We start from the raw sequence: 19,905 nt of genomic DNA on the forward strand, positions 1-19,905 counted from the left end.
ATGAGTTTCAATTTAATGAAAAATTATATGTGCACAATACATTTTTAGAAATTTTGTCTGAATCGGGTACAATTGGTTTTCTTTTATATAGCGCTTTTTTATGCATATTAATGTTTAAATTAACGCAGTATACTCTATTTCGTGAAAAACCGTATCTTTTATTGACTATGATTGGATTTTTATTTCAGATGATGTCATTGTCACTCATTATTAACGAAGCGTTCTTTTTATTTTTAGCAATGGTTGTGAAGTACATTTCAATATATGAAGGAAGGGGAAAGGTAGATGGTAAAATGTCTATCAGCACATAATAAGGCGCCTCATGTTTCTGTAATAACACCTTCTTATAATAGTATACGATTTATAGGTGAGACGATTTTATCAGTACAAAATCAATCATATGAAAATTGGGAAATGATTATCGTTGATGACGCTTCAACTGACCAATCTGCTGCAAAAATTAAAGAGATAATAGAAGGGGACTCGCGTATTAGGCTAATATCATTAAAAGAAAATGTTGGTGCTGCGAAATCTCGGAATTTAGCGATTGAAGAGGCGAGAGGAAGATATATTGCTTTTTTAGATAGCGATGATATATGGTTGCCAAATAAATTGAAGACACAATTGTTATTTATGGAAGAAATGAATGCGGCCTTTTCGTATGCATCGTATAGTTTAATCGATGAAAAAGGTAATGAACTAAATCGAGAAGTGAATGTACCAAAATCTGTTGACTATCATCATTTGGCAGGAAATACAATTATCGGTTGTTTAACAGTAATGATTGATCGGGAAAAAATTCCCAGTATTGAAATGCCTAATGTGCAGCCGGAAGATACAGCGCTATGGCTAAATTTATTACATGAAGGGCATGAAGCGAAAGGAATACAGCAAGTGTTAGCGAAGTATAGAATTGTAGAAAATTCTGTTTCGAGAAATAAAATGAGAGCGGCTTTTCGGTATTGGAAATTATTAAAGGAACAAAAACGATTAAATGCGGTGCAAATTTTTTACTATTTTAGTAAGTATGCTTTTCATGCCTATAGAAAAAATAAAATCAATGTAGTTGGGAAGACGCAATTATGAATATATTGTTGATGACAGACAAATTGATAACTGGAGGAGCTGAAAGTTATTTCTGTAAATTGGAAAGCAATTTGCGTGATGAGAACTTTACAGTTTATACAGCTGCAGGTGATGGAGAACTATATGAATCTCTTACTAGAAAAGAAAATTTCATGTTGCTTAGTCGATGGAATCATTTGAGAAATATTTATTACTTGCGAAGAGAAATATGTGATCGAAAGATAGAAATTATTCATGCAAATAGTTTACGAATGGTTTTATATTCATTTCTACTTCAAAAGTTTATGAAAAAAAAGATAAAGGTTTTGTATACGAAACATAATGTAACGATATTAGAAAAGAAAATGCCAATTCTTTTTCGTTATTTCATGAATAAATATGTGAACAATATTATTACAGTAAGTGAGTTTGAAAAAAATAATTTAATTTCAATGCATGTAGCTGCAGAAAAAATAAAGACGATTTATAACGGTGTGGATATTGAAAAGTTTTTATTTCGGCAGAAAAAGGCAGAATCTACTTATCATGTAGGGATATTAGCTAGATTATCCAAAGAAAAAAACCATCAACTATTTGTGAAAATTGCAAATGTGTTGAAAAAGAGAGATGATTTTAAATTTTATATTGCTGGTGATGGACCAGAGAAAGAGTCTATTATGAAAGAAATAGAAAAGTATGGATTGCAGCAAAATGTAAAGATGTTAGGGAATATTTCGGAACCACATAGATTTATAGGAAATATGGATGCCCTACTTTTATTATCTTTTCGTGAAGTGTTTCCGATGGTGGTAATTGAAGCGATGGCCACAGGAACACCAATTATTTCAATAGATGTCGGCGGAATAAATGAAGCGGTAATAGATGGAGAATCAGGTGTTTTGTTATCTGAATATTGCGAATTTAAGTTCGTAAGTGCGCTCGAGGAATTAAAAGAGAATGAAGAAAAGGTGAATGGTATTAGACTGAAAGCACGAGAGAAAGCAGAGAGATATTTCTCGTTAACGAAAATGATAGAAGAAACGAAAGATTTATATGAATTAAACAAATGACTGTAGAAGTCGTTTGTTTTTTTATTATAGAAACTTTTAAGATAAAACTCACATATTATATGAAAAAGGTAATATGAGGAGTGAATTTATTTTGTCAGAATATATTTCTTCCCAAGAAGACTGTGCACCAGAAAATAGCGTTCATATTGATTGTTTTGGAGCAGTTCCAAACTCGGGAAATGATAGTTCATTAGCAATTCAGCAAGCTATAGATTATTGTGTAGCGAATCGAATTTCGACGGTTAGAATTACAGGGGTAAATACGTACAAAATTGTAAAGCCGATTGTTATTAAATCAAACGTAAGATTAGAGCTGGATCCTACTGTTACGTTGCAAATTGATGGAGATTTTAATGCGTTTGAACTGCAACAAAATGCGTCTATAACAGGTGGTACATTTCAAGTTATAAATCCACTGTTTCAATCTGCAGTTATGTATGTTTCTGGTTCACAACAAATAGAAGTTCCTAATCACTCTCTTATATCAAATATAAATATATTAAATGCAACGTCGTCATATAAAGGAAAGGCTATACACTTTTATTGTCAAAAAGCATGGGACTATATTAGTTTTTTTCAAGTTAACTTTATTCAAATTAAAAACTTTCAAACTGCAATACATTTAAAGACAGAATTTATAGATGATATAAATACACCTTGCTGGATTAACGCAAATGTATTTCAATCTATATTTATTGATGGATGTCAGTATGGGATTGAAGTAGATGGAAATAGTGATTTGCCAAATGAAAGTTCAGGCAATACATTTCATGATATTCAAGTACAATGTAGACAGCAAACGAAAAAAGTAATTCGTTGTACGGGTGCCTATAATACATTTGATTGTATGATTTGGGATACGTACCGGATGAGTAGCGAACCGATTGTCATTGAATTTTCTTCTAATTCGCATCGTAACTATCTTTTTTCGAATTTACTTTCCACAACGATTGTCGATAAAGGACAATACAATGTTTGTAAGTCTACCTATGAAGAATCTCTTCGGGTTCAGTTGCCAATTACGTTAAATAAACCACATTTAATAGGGAACCAAGATGATATATTAGTAAATGCTCAGCAGAAGTATACTGTTAAGCAAGCAAGTGGGAAATTACCTTACGGTGGGAATCTTGCAAATTGTTTTAATTTAATAGATGAACAAAGTGTAAACTATATCGATGTTCCAGATAGTAATCCAGTTGTGATTGAACTAGATTTTACGAAAAATCCAATCCAAATGCTGAATTGTTTTGGCATGTATTTTGGGTGGGGAGAGAGCCCGAAGAAAATTAAAATTGAGTATGCATTAAGTGCAGCTGGAAATTGGGTTGTTGCATCGGATGTTCCATTAAATGTAGGCGATACAATTATATCGAATATGAAGGCGAGTCAACTATATAAAGTAAGAATTACACTCAGTGGTTACGTTCAAGACCATAAACGTTTTCGGATTAATCGTATGTTTGCGAGGTCTTCTATGGAGAATGGAAATGCTTGGTTAGCGACAACAGGCGGAAGAATGTTTGGAGATATTGAAATAGAAGCAAGTAAAGGTATCGTCATGAAGACTGCTAGTGGAGCGAAATGGAAAGTAACGATTAATGAGGCTGGCCAACTTATTACGACTAAATTAACTTGAGATGATGCTCGGTTATAAATGCTTGGATGAGTTATTAAGCAGTACGATAAAGAGAATGAAAAAGAGATTGTAATTTGGTTTCAACCAAACTACAATCTCTTTTTGTTTCATTTAATCCCGCCAAATCCAAGTCCAAAGGTAATTTCGTACATTTCGAGGAGTAATCCGTATGAAGCGTTCACCATCAAAGAAACAATTAAAATTTGGAAGTGTTTCATCTGGATTTTCTGGAACAAAGGTGACGATGTTTTCGTTACTTATAACAGATACTGTGATTGGTGGGTCGGTAGGCGAGACTTGAAGTTGTAACGAAATAGTAGCCGTATTTTTAAATTCATTAGTAACAGGTGGGCTTATCACTTGTACTGTGAATAACACGATAATTGTTTCGTTTGGTTCTAAATTAGTAGCGACTAGGAAACCGATATTCGGATTCGCTAGTGGAGAGTGTTCACCGTTAATGGAGACAGTGCCGTTTATAAATTGTAAACCTGCTGGAATAGTATCCTGTAAAGAAATATTTAAGAGTGAAATCTCCGAAGTATTCGTAATACGCACCGTGTAATCAAAATATTGATTTAAATAAGCAGAGCTGACGGAAGCGTTTTTCGTGACTGTCGCAGTTACAAATTGAACTGGTATACGAACAATATTCGAATTAACAACGAAAGTAATAATCGGATCCTGTGGTGTCAATTGGAAAGTGGCTGTAACTGTTGCAGAATTTATAATTGTATTTTTTGAAGGAATAGAAGTTACGAGCACTTGAAATGTTATCGTTGCTACTGAGCCAGCAGGTAAAGCGCCGATATTCATACCAGTGTCTGGACGGACAGTTGGTACCAGAGTACCGTTAATTGTTACGCTATTTTCTATAAATGTTGTACCAGCCGGAATTGTGTCTATAACAGAAGTATTGATTGTCGGAATTGGGGAGTGATTAAATACTGCTAATGTGAATGTAATTATATCTCCAATAACGACAATAGATTTGTCAGCTGTTTTTTCAATACGAACCATCGGATCAATGACTGTCGTTGTAACGATATTTGTTTGTTTTGTAATTGTAATAGGTGGTTTTGTTGGATCAATGATGACGGTATAGGAAACAGAAGCATCATTATTAATTGTAGGTTGAAGAGTAGAAGAAGATATTGTTATTTGGAACGTAATAATAACAGATTCACTAGGAGCAAGAGTTCCTAACGTAATACCATTTTCAGGATTTTCATTAGGTTGATTGATTCCGTTAATCGTAACACTACCAATAACGAATGTCGTATCTACTGGTGCTGTGTCTACTAGAAGAAGATCTTCAATAGTGATATTACCATTATTCGTAATGGTAATGGTGTACGTTAAAGTTTGACCAGGTAAGGCGCTCGTGAAATCAACAGCTTTTATCGCAATGACATCATCATTTTGGACAGTTGTTGTGACAGTATTTGTTGTAGTTGTATTTGTAACAGGTACGTTATTTGGATTGACTATATAGTTAAAAGTAGTGATTGCTTGGTTGGTGAGTTCATTTGGTGTCGGAATAGAAGTTACAGTTACTTGGAATGAAGTGATAGCATTTCCGCCAACAGTTATAGGACCAATTGGTATACCACTTACTGGATTAACTCCCGGAAGAGTTTCTCCGTTTACAATGACGCTATTTTCTATAAATGTAGTACCTTGAGGAATCATATCTTGAATGACTACATCATTTGCTGCAACATTACCAGTTTGATTGAGCGTAATCGTATACGTTAACGTATCACCGACTGTTGCAAATGCTAGGTCAACAGTTTTATTACTATTCAAAGTCGCATGTTTAATTGTTGTTACGGCAGCTGATGAAATAATAGTTTCGGTAATAGGTGGTCGATTCGGTAACGTGTATTGGTATTCAATTGTACTCGTGTTAGAGATTGGATTTGTTTGCGGAATTGAAGTAACCCGTACTTGGAATAGAATAGTTGCTGTTGTATTGGGCGGAATGCTGTCAATTTGTATCCCGCTAAGTGGATTGTCATTTGGACGAGCGTTACCATTTACAATAACACTATTCTCTATAAAGCTCGTATCTGCTGGGATGATATCTGTAACAATAATGTTTTCTATTTGTATATTCCCATTGTTTGTAATGGAAATTGTGTAAGGGATAATCGTTTGTAGGTCAGCATATTGGATAGGCGTTGTTTTTATAGCGAGTACATTAGCAGAAATAACTTCAGTGAAGGTAATATTACTAGTTGATATTTGTTCCTCGCCATTAATTGTATAACGAGAAGTTGATTGGTTTTGGATACGACTGCTAGCTGGAAGAGATACCACAGTAACGGAGAATGTGACTGGGATAGAAACGTTAGGAGCAATCGTTCCTACAAGTATACCGGAACTTGGATTCGCGTTAAGCTGAGGGATATTATTTACTAACACACTACCGTCTATAAAGGTTGTTCCATCAGGGATATTGTCTGTAAACATAACAGCAGTAGCATCCGTATTTCCTGTATTCGTTAAAGTTGTTGTATAAGTTAAAATTTCACCAATTGCTACAGAGGTCAAATCAACAGTTTTCAGTGAAACGATATCAGCGTCATTAATTTGAACGAAAGTAGTGTTGGAAGTAGTAGATTTTTGAATTGGTGCAAAGTCAGGGTTGAAAATAAAGTCGTAGACGATGTTTGCAGTATTAGGTGTTGGGTTTACAGCAGGTAAATTCGTAACGGAAACTTGGAACGTTATTGTAGTTACTTGACCTGGCGTAATATTAGGAATGGAAAAGCCGATATTTGGATCTGCTGCAGGAAGTACAGTGTTGTTAACTGTTACACTCCCTGGAATAAATACTGTTCCATCTTCTATAATATCAGTAAAAAAGATGGAGTTAGTTGTAGTGGATCCGTTATTTTGAATGAGTACTGTATATTTAATGGTTTCATCAATATTAGCTAATACTGTATTAGCGGATTTTGTAGCGATAAGAATCACATCAATAAATTGTATATTTGTAGTATTGGAAGATGTCGTTTCTGAAATTGGTGGTAAGCTTGGGTCTGGCTGATACTCATAGTGGATGACGGCGATATTATTAATGTTATTTTGAGAAGGTGTAGAGACTACATTTACTTGGAATGTAACGATAATTGTATTGTTTGGAAGGATAATATCAAGGGTGATTCCGGTAATTGGATTTTCATTAGGCCTTGGTATGCCATCTACAAGTATGCTATTTGGAACGAATGTGGTGCCAGCGGCAATTGCGTCAATGAGGAGAGTATTTGTAATAGGTACTGTACCAGCGTTTGTAACTGCGATTGTATATGTGATGATTTGACCGATGCGTGTAATAGATCTGTTAGTGGATTTAATTGCACTAACATTTGCCGTCCGCACTTCAGTATTTACTGCATTTGATAACGATCTACGCTGAATAATAGGGGAACTAGGCTCAATTTGGTATTCATACGAAGTGTCTGAAATGTTAGTGACTGTATTGCCCTCTGGTATGCTTGTGAGTTGTACTTGGAATGAAATAGTGATTGTTTCATTTGGTTGTATCGTGCCGAGAGTTACACCATTTTCAGGGCTCGCACCAGGCTGCCTCACATTATTTATTGATAAGCTATCTTCAATGAATATAGTACCTTCTGGAATGTTGTCAATGAACACCGTATTGTTAGCTGGAACAGTTCCTATATTTTGTAGTGTATTTGTGTACGTAATATTTTGCCCGATGGCTACGAAAGTAACGTCTGCTTGTTTAACAGAAATAATATTTGCATTTTGAAGTGATGTTGTTATGATATTAGAATTTGCAGTGCGATTCACTGGTGAAGCTGTAGGAATACTTACATATTGGTAATTTACAGATGATTGATTTACAATTTCGGTTTCAGTTGGTGGGTTATTCGTTTGTACTTGAAATAGTATTGTGTTGGAACTGTTTGGTGAAATCGTTCCAATTGGTATTCCGTTTTCTGGATTTACACCAGGCTGAAGAACACCGTTAATTGTGACACTGTCTGGAACGAATGTAGTCCCAGCTGGAATAGAATCTGTAAAAATAATATTTATTGCGTCAACATTGCCGATATTTTTCACTTCAGAAATATAAAGTATAGTTCCGCCAATATCTACAGTTATTGGATTGGACGTTTTTGTAACTGTCAATTGTGCTAGAACGAAATTTGTAATGACGATATTACTTGTAGATGTTTCAGTAATAGGCGGTTGTCCTGGGTCTGGTTGAATTGTATATGTTGTATTAGATTGATTTGTAATCGATTGTTGCGAGGATGAATCGTTAATTAGAATTTGGAATGAAATCAGGTGAGTAGCATTTGCTACTAGGTTAGGCAAAGTAACACCTGCATTTGGATTTGCACCAAGTATAGCTGTTCCGTTAAGTGTAAAACTATTGTCTACGAATGTAGTCCCTTCTGGAATCGTATCTGAAAATAATAGATTAGTAGCTGGAATATTTCCGGTATTTTCTAGTGTTATCGTATAGGTCAAAATATCCCCTGTTGTCGCTTGTTGTGCATTGACTGCTTTTAAAGAAAGAACATTCGCATCCGAAATTTGTGTGAAAGCTGGATTAGACGTAATGGTTCGAGAGATGATAGGAGCAGTTGGATCGGCGATAAAAGTATAGTCAATACGAGCTATATTAGAAATTGGATTGACGCTTGGAATGGATTGAACGATAACTTGGAATGTGACGGTGACGATTTCTGAAGGTGCAATGGCGTTTAAGGGGATTCCTACGTTTGGATCGGCACCTGGGGCTGAAACGCCATTAATGGTTACGCTATTAGGAATGAATGCAGTTCCTTCTGGTACTAAATCTGTTAAAGTAACTGTATTTGCCGTAGTATTTCCGTTATTTTGAACGACTACAGTGTAAGTGATTGTACCGTTAGTAGATTGCACGAGAGAATCTGTATTTTTAATTGCGGATAACGATGCATCAACGACAGCTGTATTTACCGTATTAGATGAAGATGTTGCTGTAACTGGAGGTTGACTTGGGTCGACAATATACGTGTAACTTGTAAGTGCTTGATTTATAATTGCTCCTTGCGGTGGAATAGAGTTTGCAAGAAATTGGAACGTAATCGTAGCAGAATCACCTGGTGCGATAATACCAACTGGAATACCGAGAGTTGGACTTGCATCTGGAAGTGAAATCCCGTTAAGCGTGACACTATTTGGAACAAATAATGCCCTTTCAGGAACACCGTTAATGAGTAATACAGAGTTTGCAGGGAAGTTCCCAGTATTCGTTAATGTTGCTGTATACGTAATGACATCGCCGATAGATACGATTGTTCGATTTGCCTCTAAAATAGTTGTAACAGTCGCGTTATTAATTTGTGTTGAAGCGCTATTAGAAGTTATTGTGCCGGTAACAGGAGGAGCCGCCGGATCAACGATGAATGCATATTGAATAGATGCAACGTTTGTAATTGGATTTGAAGGTGGAGTAGATGTAACTATGACTTGGAAAGTAACAGTTAAGGAACTACCCGCGCTAACGGTTCCGATAGTAACTCCACTATTTGGATTTGCACCTGGAATGGTATTTCCATTTACAGTAAAACTATTTTCAACAAAGGTCGTTCCTGCTGGAATGAGGTCTGAGAAATTTACATTCGTAGCATTTGTATTGCCGCTATTTTGAATTAAAACGGTATAAGTGATCGTGTCGCCAATATTTGCAAAGGCTGTACTAGCAGTTTTTACAGCTGAAAGTATTGCTGAATTAATAGAAGTAACGAAGACGTTCGTTTCCACGTTGCCAGGCTGAGCCTGTAATGCATTGCCTACGTTATATTGGAAGTTCACAAATCCTAAGTTCTGGAGTTCAGGAGTGAATGTTGTCGGATTGCTTACAATTTGAACTTGGAATATGATTGTTACAGTTTGATCTGGATTGACTGTATTTATGCCAACACCATCAATGATAGAAGCGGATGGTAATGAAGTACCGTCAACAACAACTGATCCTGCAACAAATTGTGTCCATGAAGGTAAAGGGTCTGAGAAAATAACGTTGTTAGCTGGAATATTTCCTGTATTCGTAATCGTAGTTGTATACGTAATCGTATCACCAATCGTTGCAAAAGCTTTATCTCCGATTTTAATTGTTTTTAAAATTGCACTTTCGATTTTGGTTGAAACAGTAGTAGAAGTAATATTTTTTGAAACTGATGGATTAGCAGGGTTAACGATATGCTGGAAGCTAAGGCTAGCTTGATTCGTAATTGGATTTATAGGCGGGATTTCATCTGCGATAATATTAAATACCACAATGACAGATTGGTTTGGCGCGATATCACCAATTGGGACGCCTGTAATGATATTTGCATTTGGGATGCTAGTTCCGTTAAGTGTAAAACTATTCGGTTCAAATGAAGTTCCGTCTGGAATAAGGTCGGTAAAAATAACATTTGTTGCACTAACATTTCCGCTATTTGTAATGGTAACGGAGTAGATAATATCTTGCCCAATATTTACTGTTGACACATTTGAATTTTTCTGTGCAGTAAGGATAGCGCTATTAATTTGTGTAGTCGTTGTATTAGATTGATTAGAAGTTGTAATAGGTGATTGGCTAGGATCAACGACATAATGATATGTGATAGAAGCAGAATTAGAAATAGGATTCAGTGTTGGAAGTGTAGTAACAGTTGCTTGGAATGTGACGATTGCCGCATCACCACCATTAATGGAACCGATATTTACACCAGTAGATAAATCAGCGTTTGGAATGGTTTGCCCATTAACTGTGAAACTATTTGGAACGAAACTTAAATTGCTATCAAGTATATCGATAACGGTAACATCGGTTGCAGTCACATTCCCGGTATTAGGGAGATTAAGTGTAAATGTTATTGTATTACCAACATCCGCAAAGGTAAGATCTGCTGTTTTTGTACTTATAATATTTGCGTTGTTTATTTGAAGAAGCGTCGTGTTGGAAGTAGCTGAACTCGATACTGGAGGGTTAACAGGATCAACAATAAACTCATATGTCGTTGATGCTGTATTCGGTGCTGGATTAATAGGGGGAATGCTGTTCACTGTAACTTGAAAGACGATACTATATATTTCATTTGGTGGAAGTGCTGCAAGTAATACACCATTATTTGGATTCGCGTCAGGTTGCAAAACACCATCGACAGTTAATGTGTTAGGAACAAAAGTGATTCCACTTGGTAATACATCTGTGAATACTATATTAGTTGCCCCCGTATTTCCTATATTGGAAATAGAAGTAGTATAAAAAGCAGTTTGCCCGATATCTGCAAAGGATATATTTTCGTTTTTAGTCATAGATAATATAGCTTCTTTAATTTGTGTGGAAACAGGATTGCTAATTGAAGTTTCTGGATCAGGTGGTGAGACTAATTGATATGATGTTGATGAGAAATTTACAATTGGGTTTTCGGTTGGTAATGATGTTACAGTAACTTGGAATGAAACTGTTATTGTATTCCCAGCTGTTATAGTCCCGACATTTACACCATTGGATGGATCCGCACCAATTTGGGGAATTCCATTAATAGAAAATGTGCTTGTAATAAATGTAGTTCCGCTCGGTATTGTATCTGAGAAAATAACATTTTGTGCGGATGAGTTTCCATTGTTTGTTAAAGTGACAGTGTAAGTGAGTGTGTCTCCGATATGGCTAAATGCTTTATCAATTTGTTTAGATGAAAGAATGGTAGCTGTATTAATTGTAGTAAATGTTGTGTTTGAAGTAACATTTCTTGAAACAATCGGTGCATTTGGATCAGCGATAAATGTGTAAGCAGCAGTAGCGGAATTGGCAATAGGATTTTGGGCTGGTGTAGAAGTGGCGGTAACTTGAAATGCTATAGATATTGAGCTGTTAGGAGCAATTGATCCGATTGTTATACCTGTATTAGGATTGAGCCCGATTTGTGTGATGCCATTTATTGTAACGCTATCAGTAATAAACGTTGTACCATTTGGTATAAGATCAGTGAAAGTAATATTCGTAGCGTTTGAATTACCATTATTTGTCAAAAGTGTCGTATAGATAATGGTATCACCTAGTGTTACAAGTGTTTGATCTACAGATTTCACCATCGTTATCATAGCATCTAGTACCGGGTTTGTAACGATATTCGTTGAAGTAGAAGTTGTAATAGGAGTTCCGTTTGGATCGACAGTATAAGAATATAAAATTGTGTCATTACCCATAATTGAACTTGAAGGGGGAACAGAAAGAACATTTGCTTGGAAAGTAACGGTTACTGTTTCACCAGGAGCGATATTTGGTATATTTACTCCAAGAGCTGGCTGTGCACCAAGTTGCTGAACACCATTGATTGTGATTGAATTTGGTATAAATGTAGTGTTAGCTGGAATAGCGCTTGTAAATGTTATGTTTTTCGCTGTCGAATTTCCTGTATTTGTAATCGTAGTTTTATACGTAATCGTATCACCGACAGAAATAATGGATTTATCAGCGCTTTTTGTAGTAGTTAATATGGCGCTATTTATTGTCGTAGTAACGGTATTAGATGAAGCGGTTTGAGTGATAACTGGTTGACTTGGATTAACAATATGCTGAAATTGTACAGAACTAAAATTAGAAATTGGATTTATACTTGGAATGTTTGTAACAAGTACGTTGAGAGTAATCACGACCGTTCCATTTGGGTTTATATTTCCAATCTGAATCCCGTTAGATGGATTTCCGATTTGCTGTGTACCAGAATCGTTTGTAAGAGCGCCAGATATGAATGTCGTCCCATCGGGTAAAGTATCCGTGAAAATTATATTTTGTGAAGTGACATTTCCAGGGTTACTTAATGTAATTGTATAAGAAATTGTATCGCCAATCGTTGCGAAAGTTTTATCTACAGATTTGATTGCCACAATTTCCCCAGAATTTATTTGTGTTGAAACAGAATTGGATGTCGTATTTCGTGAAACAAGTGGTAAATTAGGTCCTGTCATAAATTGATAATCAATAGAAGCACCGTTTACAACCGGTGAATTTGGCCCACTAGGTCCGATTGTGAAAATTGGATTTGGAATGCTAACTACTTGCACACGGAAGGTAACGTTTATAAAATCTCCTGCAATAATATCCCCAATCGGTATCCCGTTCGCTGGATTTACCCCAGGTAATAAAACTCCGCCTACTCGAACACTATCTTCTATAAATACTGTATTGTTTGGAATCAGATCTGTAAAAATGATATTCGTAGCAGTTGCATTCCCTATATTTTCTAATAAAACAGTATACGTTAAAAAGGAATTTCCAGGTGCGATGTCAGAGAATAGTCGATCCACACTTTTCGTTGCTTGAATGATTGCTTCGTTAATTTGCACTAAAGTTGGATTACTTGTAGCTGTTTCCGTCACCGGCGGCTGGGTAGGATCAACAATGATAGAGTATGTTGTGCTAGATTGGTTCAATGTTGGATTTGTAGCTGGTATTGAGCCAACGATAGCTTGAAAGCTAATTGTTATCGTTCCTCCAACTGGAATTGCGTCTAAAGAGATTCCGCTATCTGGCCTAAATCCAAGTTGTGGGATGGAGTTAATTTGTACACTATCAGGAACGAATGAAAGTTCGGGTGGTAATATATCGATAAAAACAGGTGTGTTTGCGGTAGTATTTCCGCTATTCGTGAGGATAGTCGTATACGTAATTGTATCTCCAACAGCAGCAAATGCACTGCTTGCAGTTTTTGTTGCGATAACGGAAGCAGTATTTACTTGTGTAAAAGTTTTATTGGATTGAACTGTTCGTGAAACAGGCGGTTCATTTATATCTACAATAAAGCTATATTGAAGTGATGATTTGTTAGGGATTGGATTAGGATTTGGAATCGTTGTAATGTTTACCTGAAAACTGAGTGTAATTGATGCATTTGCATTCAAGTTACCGATATTGATACCGTTTTGTGGAGTTACATTAGGAATGGTTGTTCCATTTACCGTAAAACTATTTGGAATAAACGTTGTACCATCTGGAATTAAATCTGTAAAAATAACATTGTTTGCGGTAGTATTACCTGTATTTGTAACGGTAGAAGTGAAAGTAAGTGTATCTCCAATAGTAGCGAATGTTGAATTGACAGTTTTATTTATAGATAGAGTAGCATCAATAATCGGAGTAACCGTCGTATTCGTAATTGTGCTACCAACAGCAGGTGATTGGTTTGGATTCACGGTATACTCATAATTTACAAGAGCGTTATTTGTTAATGTGCCACTAGGTGGTATCGCTAAAATTTGTGCTTGAAAAGTAATGAATACAGTATCTCCTGACGGAATATCTGCCAAGTGAATACCAAGTGATGGATCTAAGCCTGGCTGAGGAACATTATTGATAGTTACTGAATTTTGGATAAAGGACGCGCCAGCACCAAGTCCATCTGTTAAAACTGTAGCACTAGCAGGAATATTTCCTGTGTTCGTAACGGCAATCGTATAAGTAACGATATCCCCAATTGCAGCTGTCGGTGTATTTACTGACTTCGTAGCGACGATTGTAGCGTTATTAATTTGAGTTGTTATTACGTTACTTAACGCATTGGCGGATGCTGGAGGTAAGTTAGGATCTATGACATATTGGTACGCTGTATTGCTTTGGTTCGGGATTGGATTTGGACTAGGAATGGAATTTACTATTACTTGAAATGAGATTGTTGCACTTGTATTAGGGTTTATTGGATCGATTGCAATTCCGTTTGCTGGATTTGTATTAGGGAGTGTATTCCCGTTTACTGTTACACTATTAGGAATAAATGATGTCCCGTTTGGAATTACATCTGTAAATATTACATTTGATGCAAGTGTATTTCCGCTATTCGTTAAAGTAGTCGTGTACGTAATCATATCATTTACGTTCGCAAACTGTTTATCTGCAGATTTTACAGCTGTAATAGAGGCGTTATTAATAGTTGTCTGTACAGTGTTAGAAGCAACCATCTGTATTACAGCAGGTTTGGATGGATCGTACGTGTATTGGAATGTTGTGCCAGATTGATTCGTAATCGGATTTGGACTAGGAATAGTTGGTATAGAAACTTGGAATGAAACAGTACGTGATGAATTCGCTCCTATCGTACCAACTAAAATGCCATTAGCAGGGTTTGCATTAGCTAGGGGGACACCGTTAATCGTTACAGTGTTAGGAAGGAAGATGGTACCGGCTGGAATGATATCTGAAAACGTTACATTGGAGGCAGGGATATTGCCGTTATTCGTTAAAATCGTTGCATAAGTTATGACATTGCCAACATCAGCGAAATTTGTACTTGTTAGTTTCGTAGCAACAATATTAGCGGTGTTAATTTGAGTCGTTACTATATTGCTAGTAGCATTTCTCGCAACAGCAGGTAAATTTGGGTCAGCAATAAAGTTATATTGCAGTGCAGCACTGTTTTGAATTGGATTTTGTGTAGGCAAACTACTTGCGCTTATTTGAAAAACAATCGTTGTAAATCCGCCAGCAGGAATTGTCCCAACTTGAAGACCGGTACTTGGGTCTGCACCTAGCTGTAAAGCACCGCCTATAAAAGTACTATTTGGTACGAGAGTTGTGCCAGAAGGGAGTATATCGGTAACAACTACATTATTCGCTGGAGTATTTCCTGGGTTAGCTAGGGCAATGGTATATGTGATTGGTTGCCCAACATCAGCAATAGTTAAATCTACCTGTTTGACAATAACTACATTTGCTAAATTAATTTGTGTACTTACAGTATTACTTAAAGATGTTTCTATAGTTGGTGGATCGCCCGGATTTAAAATAAAACTATACTGTGTACTAGATGAATTTAATGTTGGGTTTTGTGTTGGTAAAGAGGTGACAGTTACTTGATAAGAGACGGTAAGTGAGCCGTTAGCAGGAATGGAAGGTAACGGAACACCGACATTTGGATCGGCGTTATTTTGGAGTATACCATCAATAAGGAAAGTGTTTTGTATAAAGGTAGTACCGTCTGGATTCGTATCTACGAAAATAGGACTATCAGCAGAAACACTTCCTGCATTCGTCAAAGTAACGGTATAAGTTAATACATCCCCTACAGTAGCGAACCCTTTATCCACTGTTTTGGCTGAAATGACATTTGCATCGTTTACTTGCGTAAATGTAGTAGTTGAAGTTGTGTTTTTACTTACAGGTGAAGCATTTGGATCAACAATAAAGTTATAAGAGATGGAGGCACTATTCGAAATAGGGTTTGGGTTTGGAATGCTAGTGATTACTACTTGGAATGAAGCTGTAATTGTAGTATTAGCATTGATGCTACCGATATTGATGCTAGCTGGTGTTGCGCCCGGCTGAGTAGCACCGTTAACTATAACACTGTTCGGTACAAAGGAAGTACCGTTCGCTATTGAATCGGATAGTAATACATTGTTTGCCGTAACATTTCCGTTGTTTGTAAGAGCGAAGGTATAGGTCAATATATCTCCAACTTCTGCAAACGTTTTATCTACAGATTTAGTAGCTTGAAGGTTTGCTAATCTAATTGTTGATGTAACAGAATTAGAATTTGCTGTTTTTGAATTTGGTGGCAGACTAGGATTTACAGTGTATAAATAAGAAGCGAAAGCATTATTAATGATAGGATTTTGGGCGGTAATATTGATGACAGTTACTTGGAAAGAAAGCGTAAAAGTAGCTCCGCCGGGAATTGTGCCAATAGGCAAAGCAACGAGAGAATTTACATTTTGCAAAACACCGTTTAGTGTTACAGTACCTGGAGTCAATATTGTCCCATTTGGAAGTGGATCTGTTAGTTGTACGTTCGTTGCAGCTGTATTTCCACTGTTTGAGATAAGGATTGTATAACTAATTGTATCGCCGATTGTAGCAAACTGTTTATTTGTTGATTTTGATACTGTTACATTCGCATTGTTAATTTGAGTAGAAACGAGATTAGAAGAAATGTTTTTTGTAACGGGTGATTGGCTAGGGTTGATAGTGTACTGATAAGAAGCACTTGAACCATTAGATACGACATTCGACGCTGGAATTGTATTTACTACTACTTGAAATGAAATGTTTTTTGTCGTACCAGTAGGAATGGATCCTATATTTACACCGTTTGCGGGAGTTGCTCCAACTTGTGTCGTTCCATCTATTGTTAGACTGTTGAGAACAAAAGTTGTTCCATTAGGAATGGCATCTGTAAAAATAACATTGTTTGCACTTGTATTACCTGTACCTGTAAAGGAAACGGTGTACGTTAGTGTATCACCAATATCTGCAAAATTTTTATCTACTGCTTTCGTCATTGTTACAGTAGCATTATTCACTTGAGTGGAGACAATATTCGTCGTATCAGTCCCGCTTACTGCCGGTTGATTTGGTATAGGAGTATATTGATATGTTGTTGTTCCACTATTTAATATGGGGTTTGTTTGGGGGATAGATGGAACGAGTACTTGGAATGAAATAGTAGTTGTAGAATTAGCAGCAATAGACCCAATTGATATACCATTTGCGGGATTCGCTCCAGCTTGCGTAATTCCGTTAACAGTTACACTTCCTGGAACGAAAGTAGTCCCGCTAGGAATCGGATCCGTATATATAACGTTCGTTGCAGTGATATTTCCTATATTAGCTAAGGCAATACTGTAAGTTAATGTATCACCAATGTCAGTAAAGATTTTGTTAACTGATTTTGTTCCATTAATATCTGCGAGGTTAATTTGTGTTCCTGCAGAGTTGCTTGTTGCAAGACCGTTAAAAGTTGTTCCTCCAGCAATTGGTGTATATTGAAATGTGATAGTAGCGGTGTTAGAGATAGGGTTTTGACTTGGAAGAGAAACGACGGTTGCTTGGAAAGTTACTGTACGAGAAGCACTATTATTAATTGTTCCAAGAGATATACCAGCGGCCGGATTTGCATTTGTTTGCGGGACATTATCCACTGTTACAGTGCCAGGTATAAAGGAAGTACCGTTAGGGAGAATGTCTGTAAAAATAACGTTATTAGCAGGAAGTAGTCCGGTGTTAGGGATAGTAACTGTATAAGTGAGAATGTCTCCAATTGCCGCAACACTTTTATTTACGCTTTTCGTTGCTTGTATGTTAGGCGAGTTTATATTAATTTGTAATCCGACTGTATTTAACATATATGCATCTCCGTTAGTTGTTAAACGGATTGCTGCGGACACTTGAGAGTTTGTTAAATAAGGAGAAATATCAATAGAAGTAATGTCCCACCCTTGCCGACCTGCGGAAATATTTGTGCTTGTAGAAGCACTTTGATTTCGTGTTCCAAATGTCCCGGTTGTATCTAAATTTCCGGCCGCATTATTGACCTGAGAACCGAAGAAATTATTTATAGCATTATTTGGCCCAGATAAAGCATTTAATGAACTGAAATTTGGTCCAAACAAAGCTTGATCCCCGGTTAAGTCAGCATCTCCTTCGGTAGAACTTAAAAACAATCTCCCGCTTACAGGTCCTCCGGAAGGTGTTAAAAATCCTGAAACAGATACATCGGCACTACCAGTTTCTGCAGAAACACGGTTGCCTGCTACATAAATCGTTAAGTTTCTTGCGGGTAATGTTCCGTTCTGATAAGCAACGATAAGCGTCCATCCAGCTGAATTAATCGCCCCATTAGAAGCATCTAAAGGATCCACAAGTCCAGGAACAGATCCAGTCGTATAAGAACCGCTTCCCGCAGCTTGAATGAGTGATGTTACATCTGCTGAACGCGTATAAAATCCAAATGTGACTGATCCAGAAACGAATGTTTGATTAGAAGCTGTAACGGATGAAGGGGTAATCGAGTATGTTGAAACAGGTGTTGTAAAAGAAACGGGGTTTCCTAATACACTCGTAATGTTTTGATCACGAGATAAATAGTTTCCACCCCAAACGAGTTCTGCGTAAAGAATTGTACTACCGGCAGGTATATTTAAAAGAGCGGTAGAACTATTTTGTGTATAGTTTAACGTTGTACCAGCAGGAAAAGTAGGTACTTGTAAAGCGGTATTCGTAGTTGCGAATGCACCAATTGCCCCGATTGTACCAGCACGGTTTTGATTACTAATTTTACTTAAGCCTAAAGTATTTCCTGTAATAGCGAGTGCGCCGTTAGTGGTGGTAGAAAATCGATTCGTAATGGGCATGTTGTCACCTCATTTACAATATAGTCTTGGTCAAAATAGGATATGTGTGTGATAAATAAAAGGAAACATGTACGAGTTGAATTGGGAAGATGGATTTAAATGTCTAGATAAGGGAATGGAGTATGATTGAATTGGAAATTAGGGTGGAGCGTCTTAGGGAAGAAAAAACAGGGAATATTGTATCATTATCTTCTTATATTGGATGGGATTATAACAGAGAAGAAATTGAGACTATTTTTAACGCAGGGATTGTATACGGCGTTTGGAATGGGAGAGGGGAATTAATTGCTAGCGCGGCAATAATATTATATGGGGAGAAATTAGCGTCTATCGGAATGGTGATTGTACATCCTGATTATAAGGGAAGAGGGATTGGAAAGGCGATAACGAATGCATGCATGAAGAGCGTATCGGCTCAAACTCCTATTATGCTTATTGCTACGGATGAAGGGAAACCTTTATATGAAAAATTGGGATTTAGAGCAGTAAGTTATGTTTCTAAATACATATGTAACTCGTACAATGTGAATAATTATTGTATGAGAAATGAAGAGTATATGATGAATTATGAGGAGTGTGATTTAGAAGAAATAATAAAATTAGATGAATATGCGTTTGGAACAAATAGAAAAGAGTTTTTAAAGAAAAGAATGATGCAAAGTGAACAATGTGTCGTTGTAAAGGATAAGGAACAAAATGTATTAGGTTACGGTTTAAGCATACAAACACCAGAAAATAAAATAATAGGGCCGGTTGTTGCTAAAAATGATGCGGTGGCAATGAGAATTGTACATGCTTTAGCAAGGGGACATAATGGGAGATTAAGAATAGATGTAACAGAAGGAAAGGACGATTTTCTGAAAGAGTTAGAGATTGCTGGTTTTAAAAAGGCGAATATACCACTCATAATGTTGAAAAATAGTGATCAATTATTGAAAAGAAATGGAGAACTATACAGTATTGCAGCGCAAATTTTCGGCTAAAAAA

Annotated in this window: 5 protein-coding genes and 1 pseudogene; 5 read left to right on the plus strand and 1 reads right to left on the minus strand. The window is 36.5% G+C overall.

All coding sequences use genetic code 11. The features are described 5' to 3' along the window. The 4 genes and pseudogenes from MR079_RS02750 to MR079_RS02765 all read left to right on the plus strand — a co-directional run. Positions 1 to 311 (plus strand): annotated as a pseudogene (locus MR079_RS02750) (O-antigen ligase family protein); the annotation flags it as partial. After that, a complete protein-coding gene (locus tag MR079_RS02755; protein ID WP_242293460.1) occupies positions 286 to 1,086 on the plus strand; it encodes a glycosyltransferase family 2 protein in 801 nt (266 codons plus the stop codon). The pseudogene MR079_RS02750 and the gene MR079_RS02755, both read left to right, overlap by 26 nt. Further along, complete coding sequence (locus tag MR079_RS02760; RefSeq protein ID WP_242293461.1) at positions 1,083 to 2,135, plus strand: glycosyltransferase family 4 protein; 1,053 nt, start codon at positions 1,083 to 1,085, stop codon at positions 2,133 to 2,135. The genes MR079_RS02755 and MR079_RS02760 overlap by 4 nt, the downstream gene beginning before the upstream one ends. A gap of 91 nt (positions 2,136 to 2,226) precedes the next feature. After that, the gene (locus MR079_RS02765) at positions 2,227 to 3,774 is read left to right on the plus strand and encodes a glycoside hydrolase family protein (RefSeq protein ID WP_242293462.1); all 1,548 of its coding nucleotides are present in this window, start codon (positions 2,227 to 2,229) and stop codon (positions 3,772 to 3,774) included. 111 nt (positions 3,775 to 3,885) lie between these two features. Here MR079_RS02765 and MR079_RS02770 read toward each other — a convergent pair whose 3' ends face one another. Further along, positions 3,886 to 18,918, minus strand: coding sequence for a DUF11 domain-containing protein (locus MR079_RS02770; RefSeq protein WP_242293463.1), 15,033 nt, complete (start codon positions 18,916 to 18,918; stop codon positions 3,886 to 3,888). A gap of 122 nt (positions 18,919 to 19,040) precedes the next feature. Between MR079_RS02770 and MR079_RS02775 the strand changes: the two genes are divergently transcribed. Beyond that, entirely contained in the window at positions 19,041 to 19,901 is an 861-nt protein-coding gene (locus tag MR079_RS02775; RefSeq protein ID WP_242293464.1) for a GNAT family N-acetyltransferase, read from the plus strand. Positions 19,902 to 19,905: the final 4 nt, after the last annotated feature.

The organism is Bacillus cereus group sp. BfR-BA-01381, assembly GCF_022663555.1.
In the GTDB taxonomy this organism is placed as follows: domain Bacteria; phylum Bacillota; class Bacilli; order Bacillales; family Bacillaceae_G; genus Bacillus_A; species Bacillus_A pacificus.

Bases quoted from the DNA above. Each gene is read 5' to 3' on its own strand.
- MR079_RS02755 (WP_242293460.1), top strand. From the start codon at position 286: ATGGTAAAATGTCTATCAGCACATAATAAGGCGCCTCATGTTTCTGTA.
- MR079_RS02760 (WP_242293461.1), top strand. From the start codon at position 1,083: ATGAATATATTGTTGATGACAGACAAATTGATAACTGGAGGAGCTGAA.
- MR079_RS02770 (WP_242293463.1), bottom strand. From the start codon at position 18,918: ATGCCCATTACGAATCGATTTTCTACCACCACTAACGGCGCACTCGCT.
- MR079_RS02775 (WP_242293464.1), top strand. From the start codon at position 19,041: ATGATTGAATTGGAAATTAGGGTGGAGCGTCTTAGGGAAGAAAAAACA.